General features: G+C 57.7%; 14 protein-coding genes. 5 read left to right on the forward strand and 9 right to left on the reverse strand.

What is annotated here, in order from left to right:
• Positions 1–14: 14 nt before the first annotated feature.
• A complete protein-coding gene (locus FS819_RS02495; RefSeq protein WP_234624775.1) occupies positions 15–3,155 on the reverse strand; it encodes an EAL domain-containing protein in 3,141 nt (1,046 codons plus the stop codon).
• A gap of 716 nt (positions 3,156–3,871) precedes the next feature.
• On the opposite strand from FS819_RS02495, the gene FS819_RS02500 reads away from it, so the two are divergent.
• The gene (locus tag FS819_RS02500; RefSeq protein ID WP_070167640.1) at positions 3,872–4,132 is read left to right on the forward strand and encodes a DUF1344 domain-containing protein; all 261 of its coding nucleotides are present in this window, start codon (positions 3,872–3,874) and stop codon (positions 4,130–4,132) included.
• A gap of 10 nt (positions 4,133–4,142) precedes the next feature.
• Here the strand turns inward: FS819_RS02500 and FS819_RS02505 are convergent, their stop codons facing one another.
• The 4 genes from FS819_RS02505 to FS819_RS02520 all read right to left on the reverse strand — a co-directional run bounded on the left by FS819_RS02505 (position 4,143) and on the right by FS819_RS02520 (position 7,907).
• Positions 4,143–4,733, reverse strand: a complete 591-nt coding sequence (locus FS819_RS02505) for a histidine phosphatase family protein (protein ID WP_234624791.1) — start codon at positions 4,731–4,733, stop codon at positions 4,143–4,145.
• 46 nt (positions 4,734–4,779) lie between these two features.
• Positions 4,780–5,598, reverse strand: coding sequence for an enoyl-ACP reductase FabI (gene fabI, locus FS819_RS02510; RefSeq protein WP_156548376.1), 819 nt, complete (start codon positions 5,596–5,598; stop codon positions 4,780–4,782).
• 190 nt (positions 5,599–5,788) lie between these two features.
• Entirely contained in the window at positions 5,789–7,066 is a 1,278-nt protein-coding gene (locus FS819_RS02515) for a DnaJ C-terminal domain-containing protein (RefSeq protein ID WP_156548374.1), read from the reverse strand.
• A 388-nt stretch (positions 7,067–7,454) separates the two neighbouring features.
• The gene (locus tag FS819_RS02520) at positions 7,455–7,907 is read right to left on the reverse strand and encodes an RT0821/Lpp0805 family surface protein (RefSeq protein WP_234624776.1); all 453 of its coding nucleotides are present in this window, start codon (positions 7,905–7,907) and stop codon (positions 7,455–7,457) included.
• Between the two features lie 62 nt (positions 7,908–7,969).
• Here FS819_RS02520 and pdxH point away from each other — a divergent pair, with 62 nt between their 5' ends.
• Positions 7,970–8,590, forward strand: coding sequence for a pyridoxamine 5'-phosphate oxidase (pdxH, locus tag FS819_RS02525; protein ID WP_156537681.1), 621 nt, complete (start codon positions 7,970–7,972; stop codon positions 8,588–8,590).
• Positions 8,591–8,640: 50 nt separating this feature from the next.
• Here pdxH and FS819_RS02530 read toward each other — a convergent pair whose 3' ends face one another.
• Both FS819_RS02530 and FS819_RS02535 read right to left on the reverse strand, forming a co-directional pair.
• Positions 8,641–9,687 (reverse strand): polysaccharide deacetylase family protein, encoded by a 1,047-nt coding sequence (locus FS819_RS02530; RefSeq protein ID WP_156548372.1) that lies wholly within the window; start codon positions 9,685–9,687, stop codon positions 8,641–8,643.
• A 244-nt stretch (positions 9,688–9,931) separates the two neighbouring features.
• Positions 9,932–11,386 (reverse strand): MFS transporter, encoded by a 1,455-nt coding sequence (locus FS819_RS02535; protein WP_156548370.1) that lies wholly within the window; start codon positions 11,384–11,386, stop codon positions 9,932–9,934.
• 84 nt (positions 11,387–11,470) lie between these two features.
• On the opposite strand from FS819_RS02535, the gene soxR reads away from it, so the two are divergent.
• The 3 genes from soxR (at position 11,471) to FS819_RS02550 (ending at position 14,055) form a co-directional block, all read left to right on the forward strand.
• Positions 11,471–11,956, forward strand: a complete 486-nt coding sequence (gene soxR / locus FS819_RS02540; protein WP_156548367.1) for a redox-sensitive transcriptional activator SoxR — start codon at positions 11,471–11,473, stop codon at positions 11,954–11,956.
• 180 nt (positions 11,957–12,136) lie between these two features.
• Complete coding sequence (locus tag FS819_RS02545; RefSeq protein ID WP_015915154.1) at positions 12,137–13,465, forward strand: D-alanyl-D-alanine carboxypeptidase; 1,329 nt, start codon at positions 12,137–12,139, stop codon at positions 13,463–13,465.
• A 272-nt stretch (positions 13,466–13,737) separates the two neighbouring features.
• A complete protein-coding gene (locus FS819_RS02550; protein ID WP_156548365.1) occupies positions 13,738–14,055 on the forward strand; it encodes a pyrophosphohydrolase domain-containing protein in 318 nt (105 codons plus the stop codon).
• Between the two features lie 76 nt (positions 14,056–14,131).
• On the opposite strand, the gene FS819_RS02555 is transcribed toward FS819_RS02550, so the two are convergent.
• Both FS819_RS02555 and FS819_RS02560 read right to left on the reverse strand, forming a co-directional pair.
• Positions 14,132–14,896, reverse strand: coding sequence for a hypothetical protein (locus FS819_RS02555; protein ID WP_070167649.1), 765 nt, complete (start codon positions 14,894–14,896; stop codon positions 14,132–14,134).
• A gap of 164 nt (positions 14,897–15,060) precedes the next feature.
• Positions 15,061–15,714, reverse strand: coding sequence for an HAD family hydrolase (locus tag FS819_RS02560; RefSeq protein WP_156548363.1), 654 nt, complete (start codon positions 15,712–15,714; stop codon positions 15,061–15,063).
• Positions 15,715–15,722: the final 8 nt, after the last annotated feature.

Raw genomic sequence — 15,722 nt, forward strand, 5'->3', positions numbered from 1 at the left:
GCGTGAATTGGGGTTTATGACGCCATCTGGCGGTCTGTCTGCAAGGCGAAACGGCCGAATTCCTCGAAGGGCAGTGGTTTTGCAAAAGCGTAGCCTTGCAAGAGGTCGCAGCCCAATTCGCGCAGGATCTGGGCATGGGCGGTGCTTTCGACGCCCTCGGCCACGGTTGCCACTCCAAGAGAGCGTGCAATGTCGATGATCGAGCGCACCATGGCCCGTTCCCGGCTGGAATTGAGCAGGGGCATCACCAGTTGCCGGTCGATTTTCAGCCGCTTGGGTTGCAGTTTCAAAAGGCTGATGATCGACGTGTGGCCAGTGCCGAAATCGTCGATTTCGATGTCGATGCCCAGCGCTTTGATCCGCTCGATATTGGTGGTGGCAATATCCTCGCTTTCATCGAGAAAGATCGATTCGACCAGTTCGAAGGAAATTTCACCGGGCGAAATGCTGAGGCCTTCCAGCGTCTCGATCAGCCCGGCATCATGCAGCCGACGGGACGAGACATTAACGGAAATCTTGGGGAGTTTCACACCCATGGCGGCCCAGCGCATCTTGTCCTTCAGCGCCAGTTCCAGCACGATCTGGTCGATACGTGCCATGACATTCAGGTCTTCCGCTACTTTCAGGAAGCTATTGCTGGGCAGGATGCCGCGGGTCGGATGCTGCCAGCGGACCAGCGCCTCGGCGCCGACCAGTTCCATGCTGTTGGCGCAGAATTGCGGCTGATACCAGGCGGTGATCTCGTCATTTTCCAGAGCGTGCAGCAATTCATCGGCGATACGCTTCGAGCTGACAATATTGGCCTGGAGATTTTCGGTGAAGAATTGGAAACAGTTGCGACCCTGCCGCTTGGCTTCATAGAGCGCCAGGTCGGCATTGATCAGGATCTTTCGGGCATCGGTTCGCAGTCCCTTGGCCTCGGCAATGCCGATGGAAACGCCGCAGCGACAGATGAAGCCTTCGAAATCCACGGGAACGTTGATGTCCTCGATGATGCGTTCGGCAAGCTCGGCGGCGGCCTTGGCATCGATTGGCCCATGCAACAGAACCACGAATTCGTCTCCGCCAATCCGCGCCACCAGATCGCCGCTGTTCATGTGGCGCGACAGAACCCGTGCCGCATTGACCAGCATGGCATCGCCTGCGGCGTGGCCCAGCGTGTCGTTGATTTCCTTGAACCGATCCAGATCGAGATGCAGGATGGTGAAGCGGCTTCTGTTTGCCTGGGACTGCCGCGTCAGGCTATCCAGGGCGATATCCAGCTTGCGACGATTGGCAAGGCCAGTCAGGGGATCATGCAAGGCATTGAATTCGATCCGGTTCTTGGTCAGTTCAAGCTCGATATTGCGCGCTTCCGCCTCGGCCTTCGCCGTGCGCAATTCTTCCGTCAGCAGCACATCGGCTGTCACATCGAAGCTGATGCCGATCAGCTTTTTGCGTCCGTTGCGGTCAATATGCACCTGGCCAACGGAGCGCACCCAGCGCGTCCCGCCCTTTTCCAGCGGCACCCTTTGGCTGGTGTTGAGGCGCGTATGTTGCTCTACAGCGTTGCGCGCGGCTTCCATCAACATCTCATGATCGTCTTTGTGAACCTTGCTCAACCATAGGGCGTCGGAGATGTGTCCGGTGGTGACCGGAATATTGTAGAGATGGCACATGCGTTCGTCCCAGACGGTGTGGCCTGTGGAAAAATCATGTTCCCAGACGCCGCAGCCATAGGAATCCAGCGCCAGTTCAAACCGATAGGACAGGCTTTCCAACTGCTGCTCTCGGATGGACAACTCGTCCAGGGCCAGTTCCAGCTCCGCATTCTTGATGTCGGAGCTCTCCTTGGCAGCTCGGAGGTCATTTTGCATGGCGACATCGGCAGTAATGTCCCAGACGAGACCCGTCACACGGTTATGCCCGGAGGCATCCGCATGGCTGCCGACGGAGCGCAAGGTGCGGATCGCGCCGCTCTCCAGCACGACCCGATAATCCTGGCTGTTTTCGCCTTGCTGGCAGGCCAGAACATGGGTTTGCGCCTTGGCGCGGTCTTCGGGATGCACTGTTTCCAACCAGCGGGCCATGTCCTGATCGATATCGCCGCCGCTGCCTGCTCCATGCAATTGTGCGGCACGGCTGTCCTGATGGAGGGTCGGATTGCCGGTTGCAAGTTCCCACATGCCGATGTTGGAACTGTCCATGGCCAGTTCGAAACGCCGGGTCAGCGCCCGGTACTTGTCTTCCATCTGCTTTAGCGCGCGCCGGCGTTTGGCGCGGGAGATGACAAGCACAGCTATGCCGCAGAGCGGGGCCGCAAAAGCCAGATCCACGGTAACCAGCGTCATGACGAAATTACTGTGATCCTGCGGTTTCTGCTGCCAGCCTGCACGGGGGCGGCCAAACACTTGCAGCGTCCCGCCTTGAAGCGCCATGGTCAGTATTTCCGGGTTTTCCCCGGTCATATTTTGCTCAGCCATGTTCTGCTTGGCCAAATCCGGCCTGGTCAAATCCTGTGCCGCGAGCGATGGGCTACCAAAAACAGTGCGCGTACCGGATGCGGTCTGCACCATGACGGCAATCTCGATAGCCGGTCCGTTGCCGATCGGAGCTGTGGCGCCATCGGCGATGGCAGACTGGATGAATTTGGCGGTATCCAGAATGGCACGGACATGGATAGGGGAGGGCGTCGCATCGGCGGCCGTGAGATCCAGTTGCAATTGCCCGTCATCCAGCATTCGCATATCCGTGTCCGAATCCGAACCGATCGTCATGCTGGTCTTGGGTGAGAGCCCTTGCTGCGTCCACACCTGTTCCACGACAGTGCCTCGGGCCAGCGCTAAAACTCGAAATTCTGGACGTTCCCTGAGAATACCGCGAACAAGCCCCTCCGTTTGCGGCGAGGCCAGTGCGCCTTCAAGCGGTGACAGTGCATGGGTAACGTGCCGGAGCGCGAAGAAATTCTCCTCGGTTCTTTGGGTCATCATCCCGCGGACCCGCTGCAGGTCCGCTTGGACTTGCCCGCGCAATTGGCTGCGGTAGTCGGTGATATTGAGATAACCGATATAGGCAAGCAGGCTTGTCAGCAGGACTAAAGCCAGGGCCAATAACACCATCGCCACATTGTTGGAACGGCGTGTTTGGACATCGGCGGGATTTGCGAATTCTGTCATTATCCTGCCATACACATTATACTAAGGCATCGAAGATGATCACACATCTTCGGCTTATAAGAATTTCTGATATCTCGCATGCAGCAGAGACGTTATATTCGGCCATTTATTCTGCCTGAAACATCTGATGCTATGCTTTGATCTTAGGTAATATGATATTGTAACGGTTGTTAATTTAGCATTTATATTAGTTGAAATCAGTGGAATTTAAAAGGTATCGTCAATAAAACGTGAGTGAAGGGATGGCGCTGTTCATGACTGGAACATTGGCGCAGGACAGTCTGCTGTGTTTAGCGGTGGGAATGCTTGCATCGGCCTTTATGGATGGCTCTTGATCTGTTGTTTGCCGTTTGTGTTTTTGGAAAAAGTATGCAGTAGAATTTACGTTGGGAAGTGGATACCGGTTTTCTGGCCGATGCTGCAGAGCCTTGGGATGAAATAAAAATTCTGGGTGGGAGACGCTACCCTCGACTATCGCGCCACGCTTTAATACCAAGTCATCGAAGATGCTCGTGCATCCTCACCTGACAAGAATTTCGAATATCTCAAATGCGGCAACGGCTTGAGATATTCGAAACCGGAATCCGAGCCGCTATCCTCAATGACTCTTCTGATGAGTGCCGGGGATAAGTGCAGGCGAGGGGAAAATTCCGCCACATTCGGAGGCTTATTTGCAAGTACGTGACGATTCTAGACCGAAAGCAGGGGCAAAAACCATGCGCTTCCTTATCGCTATGCTGTTGCTGGCCGGCAGCCTGTTTGCGCCAATGGGTGCGCTTGCGCAAAGCGATGACGTGGAATCGACGATCAAGTCGATCAGCACCGAAAAGCTGACCCTGACGCTGGAGGACGGCAAAACCTATTCGGTGCCAGCGGAATTCAATTTCGACGGCTTGACGACCGGCGTCAAGGTTGTGGTTTATTACACCATGGTCGATGGCAAGCGCGTTGTGGACGATTTGCAGGTCGTCAACTGACGCCGATCTGTCACTGCCAATTCAGGCTATTGTTTTCAAGGTCGATCAGGAGAATCCTGTCCTGGGGGATTGGCATGGCGCAGGCCTCGTTGGCATCGACATTGCCGATCAGGCGGAACAGGCTGCGGATAACGCCGCCATGGGTCACGGCCACGGTTGGCTGGCGGACCGAGGCAAGCCAGGCACCGGTGCGCCAGGACAGGATCTCATAGCTTTCAGCCCGTTGACCAGGAGCAATGAAGTCCCATTTGCCCTGGGACCGCTGTTTGACCCGCTCTGGGTACAGCTCTTTCAATTCGCGGGTCGTATGACCTTCCCAGTCGCCAAAGCAGATTTCCTTCAGCCGGTCGTCGAGCCGGTAACGCTTGGGGTCGAGCCCCATTTCGGTGCGAATCCGCTCCATGGTCTCGCGGGTTCGGCCAAGAGGGGAAGCGACGAAATCGAATGTATCGACTCTATCCCCCAGCACATGGCGCAGGGTTTCGCCATTGCGCATTGCCTGGCCGCGACCGGTGGCGTTCAACGGAATATCCGTCTGACCCTGAAACCGGCCTTCGGCGTTCCAGTCCGTCTGTCCGTGGCGAATGACGTAAAGCAGCACGGCAGACGAACCTTCCAAGCCTGTTTGCGGCCTTTTTATCCGGGACTTAATCCTTGACGACCGACATATCAGGCGCGTCCACGGCCTTCATGCCGACCGTGTGATAGCCGCAATCGACGTGATGAACTTCGCCGGTCACGCCGCTCGACAGGTCCGACAGCAGATAAAGGCCGGATGTGCCGACTTCGTCGGTCGTGACATTGCGCTTCAGCGGCGAATTATATTCGTTCCACTTCAGGATATAGCGGAAATCGCCGATGCCGGAAGCTGCCAAAGTCTTGATCGGACCGGCCGAAATGGCATTGACGCGAATGCCGCGCTTGCCCATGTCGACGGCGAGATAGCGGACACTGGCTTCCAGCGCTGCCTTGGCCACGCCCATCACATTATAATGCGGCATGACTTTTTCCGCACCGTAATAGGTCAGCGTCAGCAATGCGCCGCCGTCGTTGAGGATGGCTTCTGCCCGCTTGGCGACAGCGGTAAAGGAATAAACCGAAATATCCATGGTGCGGGCGAAGTTTTCGCGGCTGGTATCCAGGTAGCGGCCAGTCAACTCGTCCTTGTCGGAAAAGGCGATGGCGTGCACGACGAAGTCGATCTTGCCCCACTTGTCCTCGACATTCTTGAAGACGGCATCGACACTTTCCAGATCGGTCACGTCGCAATCGCCTGCCATGAAGCCCTCAAGCTCCTGGGCCAGCGGCTCGACACGCTTCTTCAACGCCTCGCCCTGCCACGTCAGCGCGATCTCCGCGCCTGCATCCCGGCAGGCCTTCGCTATGCCCCATGCGATGGAACGATTATTGGCAACACCCATGATGATGCCACGTTTGCCTGCCATGAGGCCCGAAATTTGAGCCATTATTTGCTCCTTGAGACTTCTATCGAACCTGCCTATCGCATAGGCCGATCCTTGGTTCAAGCTGTGCTACACCTGTCTTCATGGGAGAGAGGCAACAAATACTGTAAGGAGCGGTAACAAAGGGTGTGGCTATCACTGTGTGATTACAGCGAAATTCGGTTTACCCCGTCATTTTTCCGGGGGGCGGAAACTACAGGAAAAGCCCGTGCTTCATCACTTTCATCAGATCCGTGACTTTTTCGTCCGGTTTTTCCCAGAGCACGACCCTGATTTCGACCACCAATGCGCCCCGTTCGTCCGGGCCGCTGGGCAGGCCTTCGCCGTCGATGCGAATGCTCTGGTCTGAGCCGCTCCAGGCCGGCACTGTAATGTCGAGAGGACCTTGCGGCCCTTCGATCACCGTGTCGCATCCCAGCACGGCATCCTCAAGCTTGATCGGTACGACGCAGTGAATGTCATAGCCATCGACGCTGAAGGCGTGGCTTTTCAACACCCGCAGCGTGACCAGCACATCGCCTGTTAACATGCCCGGCACTTTCAGCCCCCTGCCGGACAGCCGGGCAATGCTGCCATCAGTGTAACCCGCCTCCAGCGGCAGCCTCACCTCGCGTCCATCGCTCAGCTGGACGGAAATGGTGTTGTGTTGCAACAGGTCGTCAATGGCAATGGTGGCCTCGACCATGATGTCGGGGGCCTTTTCCAGAACCGGCGGCGCCGGTTTGCGAATGCGGCGCACCAGCGACGAAATCAGGCCAAGAACCGGAAGTGCAAAGCCGCGTGACCGGTTGCCGTCTTCGCTTGCCTCGTCTTCGCCCCTTCGCTGTTCGGTCTGGCGCTGCTCTGTCTGGGCGGCGCCAAAAATCTTCGAGACGGCATCGTCTGCGGCATCCGGGCTGGCGGGGCGGCTGGCGGTCGTCGTTTCGGCTGCGTCCGGGCCAGCTTTTGCGGTTTCCGGCTTTGCTGCGGCCTGGGGCTGGGCTTGAGCCTGAGCTTTGGCCGAGGCGTTGGCGCTTGCTGTTGCGTCGGCCGATGCATTGGCGGCCTGGGCTTCGGCCGATTGCGCGCGGGCACGGGCGGCCTCAACCTTGACATTCAGCATTTCGGCGGCTTTTTCAGCCTTGGCCTTTTCCGCCTCGATGCGCGCCAGATCGGCCATGATGCGCTCCGCATTGGCCTTGGCCTGGCGGGCGCGCTCAGCGGCGGCGCGGGCTTCCTCGCGTTGTTGCATGATCGTCTGTTCGCGTTTCATGGCGTCCATCTTCGAGCGTTGCTGGTCGTAGCGGCTTCGTTTGGCGGGGTCCTTGAGCACATCATAGGCCTGCCCGATCTCCGCAAACCGTTGGGTTGCCGTCGGATCCTCCCTGTTTTGATCGGGATGAGAGGTTTTGGCTTTCGAGCGCCAGGCAGCCTTGATCTCGTCAGTACCAGCATCACGCTGCACGCCGAGAATGGAGTAGGGATCACGCATTTTACCACCAACCAAATACAAGAGCGGTTCAATTGAGATCTGTCCGGGTCACGACATCGCACCCGTAAGGGGAAATATGATGTACCGTAACACTTTCAATCTGTTGCGGAAATTTCAGAACAAAAGATTTTTGCCCAGCAATTTCGCAGAAAGGTGAATCATTCACGCTCATACGTGGCAAGCATTGTCTTTATCTGTCTCGCCACGGGACATGATTATATTAGGAAGCAGATGCTAACCAGTGGTTACGCTTGGGGAATAATTCCTTGAATCAGGCTTTGATGCCAATGGAATTTACGCAATGGGTGCTGCCTTCAGCGGCTATGACCGTTAGCAAGTCACGGAAAGCCGGTGCAATCGGCGTTTTTACAGCACGGAATTGCCGATCTCAGGACTGCTTGTCGAAATTCACCAATTGCCACTGGCCATCGCCGGCCAGGCAGGTGCGGCCATAGAATTTGGCAATGCCGTCATAGGCATGGCGGCTGGTGACGAACACCCGGCAGATCACGCCATTGCTGCGATCCTCGGAAATCGAGTTGATCACACCGGCGCTTCCCGTTGTGGTATTGGCCCAGGGAACCGGGCTCGGGCCCAGTTTTTCAAGATCGGCGGAAGAGACCGCGTTGCGCACCGTATCCTGGTCGGACCGCTTTTCCGGTTCGTTTGGAATGGTGCCGGTTGAAATCGACCGATCGACCTTTGGCGTATCGCCTCCGAAGTCCATGACGCCACCGACACAGCCGCCCAACATGAGGCAAAGCGCTGCCATGGCCATAAAATGACCGCTGGTGGCCCAGCGTCCCTTTCTGCATCGATCCGGCTTTGCTATGTCTCTCAAGACCTGTCCTGTCCTTCATGCGTCGTTGGCGGCGCGGGCATATGCGGAGCATTTAACATAATATGTCGCAAAATGAGTTAACAACCGGTGACTTTACCGAGGAGCATGAGCCTTTTGGCTTGTTCGAAACGTGGCTCACGGAGGCGAAGGCCTCCGAGATCAACGATCCCAACGCTGTCGCATTGGCGACAGTCGATGAAAGCGGCCTGCCAAATGTGCGCATGGTGCTGCTGAAAGATTTCGATCAAAACGGATTCGTCTTCTATACCAATTTCGAGAGCCAGAAGGGTACGGAGATTCTTTCCCAAAAGAAAGCCGCGATGTGCTTTCACTGGAAATCCCTGCGACGCCAGGTGCGGTTGCGCGGCGAAGTGGAGGTCGTGTCCGACGCCGAGGCCGATGCCTATTACCAGACAAGACCGATCGGCAGCCGGATCGGCGCCTGGGCCTCGAAACAGTCGCGGCCGCTGGAGAGCCGGTTTGCGTTGGAAAAAGCGGTTGCCGAATATACGGCGCGCTATGCCCTGGGATCTATTCCCCGTCCAGCCCATTGGTCGGGTTTCCGGATCAAGCCATTGACCATCGAATTCTGGCGTGACGGTAAATTCCGGCTGCATGACCGGATCGAGTTTCGCCGCGAGGCGCTGGGGCAGCCCTGGAACAAGGTGCGTATGTATCCTTGATCTCGCAAGGGTTGTGTTTCCCCTGTGTCACGCAGCCGGTTTGCGTGACATCAGGCGAATTTGCGTGACATCAGGCGAAAGGGAATGCCCGATGCCAGCGTCCGGACCGTGGCTGGCGTCTGGAAATGACCATTGAGTGAAATGCGCGGCAGGGCGTGCAGGCCCGCTCCGTCACTTGCAAACAATGTCGCGGGCCGGGTGGTGACTGCCAGACGGAAACCGGCCTCGCGCACCAAATCGATGGTACGGCGATCGACGCTACGGCCATCGCCATAGGGATAGGCGAAACTGACCGGTCGCGTTCCGGTCACGGTTTCGAGATAATCGGCGCAGAGTTTCAACTCCTGCTGCACCGTTTCATCATCAAGCCCGGTCAAGCCGCGATGGCTGACCGTATGAGCGCCCAGGCTGACCAGCGGATGGGCGGCAAAATCGGCCAGCGCCTCCGAGGGCAGGATGGCTTTGGCAACGATGTCGCGGCTGTCTATCCCGACCTCTGCCGCCATCCCGTTTAGCCTGCCGATCATGTCTGCCTCGTTCATCGCCGTAATCTGGCTGGCGATCTGCCGGAACGCGGCGGCTTTGCGCAATGGCGTGTCGGTGGACAGGATGCGCCTCCTGCCGTCGAAGTCCCATTTCAGCTGCTCAGCCTTGCGGGTCAGGGCAGCAAGGGTTTCCCACCAGAGGCCATGGCTGCGCTCGCTGAGGCCCTGGCAGACAAAAACCGTGAAGGGCGCATCGAACCGCTCGAAGATCGGCAGGGCGAAGTCACGGCTGCTGTAATAGGCATCATCAAGAGTAAAGGCCGCAAACGGCCTTTGACCTGGCCCTGTGGCAAGCCGTGCGGGCACATCTTCCAGGCGGATGAATTCGTAATTTTCCCGCCACAGGGCGCGAAGGGCAGTATCCAGGAATTTGGGAGTGATTTCCAGATGCCGGTTGGGATCGGGCACCAGAGGAAGATAAGGGCGCACCTGATGCAGGGTGAAGATCGCGCCAAGTCCGCGTGCATCTTTCAACGCACCGAGCCTGCGCGCCATTCCCGCCACGACCAGTCCGCCCGCGATCAGCCCCTGCTTGAAAATAGTACCATCCATACGTGGTTTTCCGGCAGCCGCGGCTGCGCTGTCTTTGAAAAAGATGCTCTATAACAGGTGTCCGGAATGGACCGGATAGGTTTAATCGAATGGGCAGTCCCATCCGGCCCAAAGGGTTATCGTCTCAATACATGCCAGATTAATGGTACGGATTTAAGGAATTGTGCATCGGCTCCGGTTTTAAGCCCGACTCCGGCGATGAAGCTGTTGTTCTCAGGATAAAATCTATGGAAGAGCCTGGACCTCAGGGGTTTTTCCTCAGGCTTCTCACCATCCAGGGCGCCAGCAGGATTGCCGGAGCAAGGCAGGCCAGGCCAAACAGCAAGCTATTGCCGACCGCATGGCGCAGCACCTCCGGCGATGCCGTGCCGGAAAAGCCGGAGCGATTGGCAATGAGACCGGCCAGTGCGGCCCCCATGGCATAACCGGCGGTCTGCAATGTGGGCAAAAGTGCTGAGGTCCGGTCGCGGTCGTCAGCTGGGCTCGCCTCCATCATTGTCTGGCTCAGCGCCGCCCACGCCATGCCAAAGGCCATGCCCACGGCGATCAGTGACAGGATCAGTCCCGGTAGGTGACCGGTTGCAATGGCAAGCGTGGTGCCGGCAAGGCCGCCAGCCTCGGTGAAGATCCCCAGCAGGATCAGTCTTTCTCTGGCTTTTTGGGTGGAGACATTGGCGGTGATCACAGCCGTTAAGCTCCAGCTGACCGCCATCAGCGCGCTCAACGAACCCGCTGCCATTGGTCCCATCGACCAGAGATGTTGCAGCGTATAGACGAGATAGACGCCAAGAGCCGCTTCGGAAAGTGGCATGAGCAACACGATCCACAGGCCAAGCCCGACGGGTGTTGACGCCACAAAGGCGCCGGCGGGCAGGATCGGCTGAAGACTGTTTCTGTCGAGCGCGACAAACAGCATGAAAGCGGCAAGCGCCATGCCGATCATGGTGTTAAGGGAGATGTCCAGCGCCGTCAGATTTGCCGCCAGCAGCAGCACCAGCCCGACCAGCAGCAGGCTCAGCCGGCCTATCGGCAAGCCACCCGGATTGGCCGGGTTTTTGCCATTTTTCTCCCCTTTTGGAACGGCGATCCTGGCCAAGACCAGAAAGACGATGCCGGCGGGAACGTTGACGAGGAAGGCCGCGCGCCACGAAATCGCCTCAGTCAACAGCCCGGCCAGCACCGGCCCGCCAAAGGCCGACACTGCCCAGACGGCGGCTTCGATACCGAAAATGCGGGCTATCAACCTGCGCGGGAACAGCGTCGAGATCAGCATATAGCACAGAGCCAGGACAGCGCCTTCCCCAAGCCCCTGCAAGACACGCCCGATGATGATGCCCGCCATCGATCCCGCCAGACCGGCGGTTAGTGTCCCCACCAGGAAAACCAACGTGACGATAGCGAGCGCGCCCCGCGTGCCGACCCGGGCCTTGAGGCTGGCGCAACTTGCGCCTGCCACAATCGATGCGGCCAGATAAAGCGTGCTGGTCCAGGGCAACCACTGCGCGCCACCAAGCTCGGCAATGGCCGAGGGCAGGGCGGTTGAAACAAGGAAGGCGTTGAAAGCATGCAGTCCAACACCAAGGCTGACCATGACGGTTGCCGCTCTGAGACCGGGGGCGAACAGATCGCGCCAATGCCCGTTCTCTGGCATCGTCGCATCGGCCTTTGTGGCTTCGGGGTTAATCTCCTGAATTTCCATATTTTTTTAGTCCTTGCCTTCTGCTCTGGTCAATTGGTGATCGCCACGCTACAACCTCAACTTAAGTTGAGGTAAAGAGGAAAAATGCGGATGCAGGGTTTGAGCGTCGGTGAATTGGCTGAGCGCAGTGGCGTTGCGGTTTCGGCTTTGCATTTTTACGAGCGCAAGGGCCTGATTCGCGCACGGCGCACCAGCGGCAACCAGCGGCGCTACGACCGGGACGTGCTGCGCCGCGTGGCGATTATCCGGGCCGCCCTGGCACTCGGCATTCCCTTGAAGGAGGTCGCGGCGATCATGGCGGATCTGCCGCAAGGCCAGACGCCGGGCCGGGAAGACTGGCGCCGGATTGCGACACGTTGGGCGCATAGTTTGGACCGGCGCATCGCCATGCTCGGCAAATTGCGCAACGACCTCGACGGCTGTATCGGCTGCGGTTGCCTGTCGATGACGCATTGCAACATCTTCAATCCCCAGGATATGGCGGGCGAGCGCAGCGAGGGGGCTGTATTTCTTCTCGATTCTGATAGGAACGAAGGGGGAAACCCTGCAGATTCCACAGAGTTGCCATAATTGGGCAACTCTTCATTAACAATATTGGGCAAGATGAAGGCGTTGCACAATTTCCTGCCCCATTTTGGGTCTAATGCCAGCACGTCCTCGTGCCGGTTCCGTGAAGTGTTCGAGGTCGTTTTCGTGAATTTGCCGATGAATTTGCCCAAGTATTTGCAGTGTAACCAGTCTGGAGGCCGAATGAGCAGGACCCTGATCGCGCTATCGTTGTTTGTGTCGATCAGCATGATGGCCAGCCCGGTTCTTGCAGGCAGCGCCCAGCTTCTGCTGGATGCACGCACCGGTCGGGTGATTGCCTCGGAAAATGCGGATATGCCCAACCATCCGGCATCGTTGACCAAAATGATGACCATTTATATGGTTTTCGATGCGATCCGCCGTGGCACGTTGAGCTGGGATAGCCCCGTGCCGTTTTCCAAATACGCCTCATCACGTCCGCCCACCAAGCTTCGCCTCAAGCCGGGTGAAGAAATTACCGTGCGCGAGGCGGTGCTGGGCATGGTGACCCTGTCGGCCAACGACGCCGCCGCCGCGATGGCCGAAAAGCTCGGCGGGACGGAAGAGAATTTCGCGGCGATGATGACGGCCAAGGCGCGCCAGCTCGGCATGCCCAATACCACATTCGTCAATGCCTCCGGCCTGCCCGACGATCGGCAGATCACCACCGCCCGCGACATGTCCACCCTCGGCGTAGCACTGCTGCGCGACTTTCCCCGCGATTACGCGCTGTTTTCCACCCGCAGCTTTGCCTTTCGTGGCCGCACCATCAACGGCCATAACAATCTCATGTATCGCTACAAGGGCATGGATGGCATCAAGACCGGTTACACCAACGCATCCGGCTATAATCTGGTCAGCGCCGTGGCCGATGGCAAGCGCCGGGTGATTGGCGTGATCATGGGCGGCCGTAGTGGCGCCAGCCGTGACAATCTGATGGCGCAGCTGATCACCAAGAATATCGGCAAGGCGTCTGACGGCAATTCGCTGATCGCCAGCGCTGCTCCGACCGCTCCTATTGTCATTGCCCAGACCACTGGCAGCATTCCCTTGCCGCTCGACCGGAGCGCCCCAATCGACCGCAGAGAGGTTGCTTCTCAGGTCGCCTCCGTCAGCGCGCAGGCCGATGCGCCGGTTCTCGGCTCCCGCTTTGGCAATGCTTATGCCGGTGGTGGTGCCAACAATGCCGCAGCAGCCACGGAAGCCCTGATTGCGGGCGCCCATCCGCGTCCCCTGAAGCCCATTCCGCTGCATCGCGACGGAACCTGGCAGATCCAGATCGCGGCTGCCGCCAGCGCCGAGGAAGCCATGAGCCTGCTGCAAATGGTCCGCGACAAGATCGGTGGACCGCTGGCCGACCGCGATATCTATACCGAAGCCGTCACCCGCAATGGCGCCACCGTGTACCGCGCTCGCTTTACCGGCTTTCCCAACAAAGACGATGCTCAAAGCGCCTGTGAGCGACTGGTGAAAAGCAGCTATGATTGCGTGCTGATGCCAGCCCGAGGCTAAGCCTTTCCAACGACTGCTGCAATCTCCTATCCGTATCCGTCGTGCCGTCTATCTTATCGATAGGCGGCACTATCATTTTGCAGAGGCTGGATAGTTTCCGGTTATTCTCCCATCAGCATCTTCGATGCCTTGCTATAGATGAACGGCGCCCGAATGTTCTGTCGAGTTTCGGTGCCATATCCAAGGCTGTCCAATCTTCCTCAGGCTCTGTTTTCCACTCTCGACAATCTTGCGGAATCGCGCGATAAAGTCAAGAACAAATGGAGAACAATATGCTGTCTGATCTGATGGAGCGTTTTGAAAAGGCGTCGGCTACCTATGCAGCGGCCAATGGTGTCGAACGCGACGAGACCTGGTTCCTGCTGAAATTACTAGAGGAAGCGGGGGAGCTGGTTCAAGCGTCAAACCGCGTCAGCGGTCGCGGTCGCCAGAAGGGCATGAGCGAAGACGAATTGCGCCAACTGCTTGCCGATGAAACTGCTGATCTTTTCGGGCATGTTCTGCTTTTTGCCCGTCATCACCGACTGGATCTGGAAAGCGCGATCCGGCGGAAATGGCGGTTTGATCCGACAGTTGCGGCGGCGGGATGAAGAACCGCCGCGCGCGCTACCTTGCCAGTTGCGAAGATCTCATGGCTTCAATGTCTTTGAGATCTTCGCCTTGGTATCAGAGCCTGCGAAGCGTAAATGGTGCGCCGAAGAAATGGAGCCACATGCGCTCCAGGATATAGCCATGCGCCACTACGGGTGCCGTGGCGAAATCATAGAGCCTTGCATAGCTATCGGGTGAAACGGCTGTGACCAGATCGTTGCGAACCGCGAAAATTGCACCATAGGAAAACGTCCCCAGCAGATGCTTTTCGGCTTCGTCGGCAATGTGGTCCATGCGGCAGCGACGCAACATATGCGCGGCGATATTGATGTAAGCTTCCATACCGCCGTTCAGAAGGCGGTAGACTGTGCCCATGCCGAGGGCGCCATTGTCGATAAAGTCGACCGGACCCCAGGTGTAAAGCGAGAAATATTCCTCGCGAACCCGTGGGCCGCCCCGCAGCTTCGGGCGATAGGCATCCAGAAATTTTTGCGGCGGTACGTTTTTCTCTTCGACCCATGCCCAGGAGAGCGTCTGGATTTTTTCCCAGTCGGTCCAATTGTTCAGCAATTGGATGAAGTCAGGGCTGTGCGTGAAGGGGTCACCTTGAGCAAAGACCGTAAAGTCATGATTGCGCTGGCGCTGACCCATCATGTGATGGATATAGGTCTCAGATTCCCGCCCGACATTGGGGCGCGCAATGATATGATTGGCACGCTCAAGCACCTGCGGCGATGTGATCTCCTCGCCCTTGTTATAGATAAAAATCTCGAAATTGCTGGGGACCTGCGCGATCCATTCCAACTCTTCCGCATAACGGGCAATGACGAGTGTGTGCACCTGTGAACTCCTGGCAAGATACGGACGCAGTTTGCACCGCGCTATAACCCGATGGCATGCCGTAGGTCTAAGGCCAGAAGCTTGTCTGTGGCTTGAAGATTATGCGGAGTATCTGAAGTGCGGAGCGCTACCAAAGTTATAGTATTTGGCGTTCCGAAAGCGCGTTATGCAAAAAAGCCGCAGCATTGGTGCAGATCATCGATGACCAATGTTGCCAGCGCCCGAATTTCATCGGTCGGGGCCAGGAGATCGGGTACCATCACCGCCATCATGCCCGCCGAGGCTGCCGAGCGGATGCCGTTGTGGGAATCTTCCAATGCCAAACAATCGGCCGGTGCGATTCCAAGCCGCTCGGCAGCGGTTAGATATGGGTCCGGCGCAGGCTTGCCCCTTGCGTAGTCGCCTAAAGCAACCACGTGATCGAACCGCTCTCGAATGCCAAAGCCGGAAAGATGGTGCTGCACTTGGGAATGTGCGGAAGATGTGCAGATAGCCCGTGGAATGAACTTGGTATCCAGCATATCGAGCAGGGCCACCACACCCGCCTTTAGCTTCAGTTCCAGGGCGGTCAACCGATCAAAATGGTCCACCCATACTGCCCGAAAGGCTTCAGCGTCAAAATCCGGCCCATAATGGTCCTTCAGTAAATGCACGATCCCGTCCCAGGGGCGGCCCAGCATGCCTTCATAGACCGATGGCCCGACATGCAGTCCTTCTTGCTCACCTGCCGAAATCACCGATTTACGATAGAGGATTTCGCTGTCGAGGATGAGACCATCCATGTCGAAGATAACGGCTTTGGGAGTGCGTGGGAGCATGAGCATTG

The sequence above is a fragment of the Allorhizobium sp. Av2 genome, assembly GCF_021462805.2.
Classification (GTDB): Bacteria; Pseudomonadota; Alphaproteobacteria; order Rhizobiales; family Rhizobiaceae; genus Allorhizobium; species Allorhizobium vitis_G.

What these genes read in the sequence shown, in the direction of transcription:
- FS819_RS02515 (WP_156548374.1), bottom strand. Translation starts at nt 7,066, where the DNA reads ATGCGTGATCCCTACTCCATTCTCGGCGTGCAGCGTGATGCTGGTACT.
- FS819_RS02545 (WP_015915154.1), top strand. Translation starts at nt 12,137, where the DNA reads ATGAGCAGGACCCTGATCGCGCTATCGTTGTTTGTGTCGATCAGCATG.
- fabI (WP_156548376.1), bottom strand. Translation starts at nt 5,598, where the DNA reads ATGGCTCAAATTTCGGGCCTCATGGCAGGCAAACGTGGCATCATCATG.
- pdxH (WP_156537681.1), top strand. Translation starts at nt 7,970, where the DNA reads ATGTCGCAAAATGAGTTAACAACCGGTGACTTTACCGAGGAGCATGAG.
- FS819_RS02550 (WP_156548365.1), top strand. Translation starts at nt 13,738, where the DNA reads ATGCTGTCTGATCTGATGGAGCGTTTTGAAAAGGCGTCGGCTACCTAT.
- soxR (WP_156548367.1), top strand. Translation starts at nt 11,471, where the DNA reads ATGCGGATGCAGGGTTTGAGCGTCGGTGAATTGGCTGAGCGCAGTGGC.
- FS819_RS02495 (WP_234624775.1), bottom strand. Translation starts at nt 3,155, where the DNA reads ATGACAGAATTCGCAAATCCCGCCGATGTCCAAACACGCCGTTCCAAC.
- FS819_RS02500 (WP_070167640.1), top strand. Translation starts at nt 3,872, where the DNA reads ATGCGCTTCCTTATCGCTATGCTGTTGCTGGCCGGCAGCCTGTTTGCG.
- FS819_RS02530 (WP_156548372.1), bottom strand. Translation starts at nt 9,687, where the DNA reads ATGGATGGTACTATTTTCAAGCAGGGGCTGATCGCGGGCGGACTGGTC.
- FS819_RS02535 (WP_156548370.1), bottom strand. Translation starts at nt 11,386, where the DNA reads ATGGAAATTCAGGAGATTAACCCCGAAGCCACAAAGGCCGATGCGACG.
- FS819_RS02560 (WP_156548363.1), bottom strand. Translation starts at nt 15,714, where the DNA reads ATGCTCCCACGCACTCCCAAAGCCGTTATCTTCGACATGGATGGTCTC.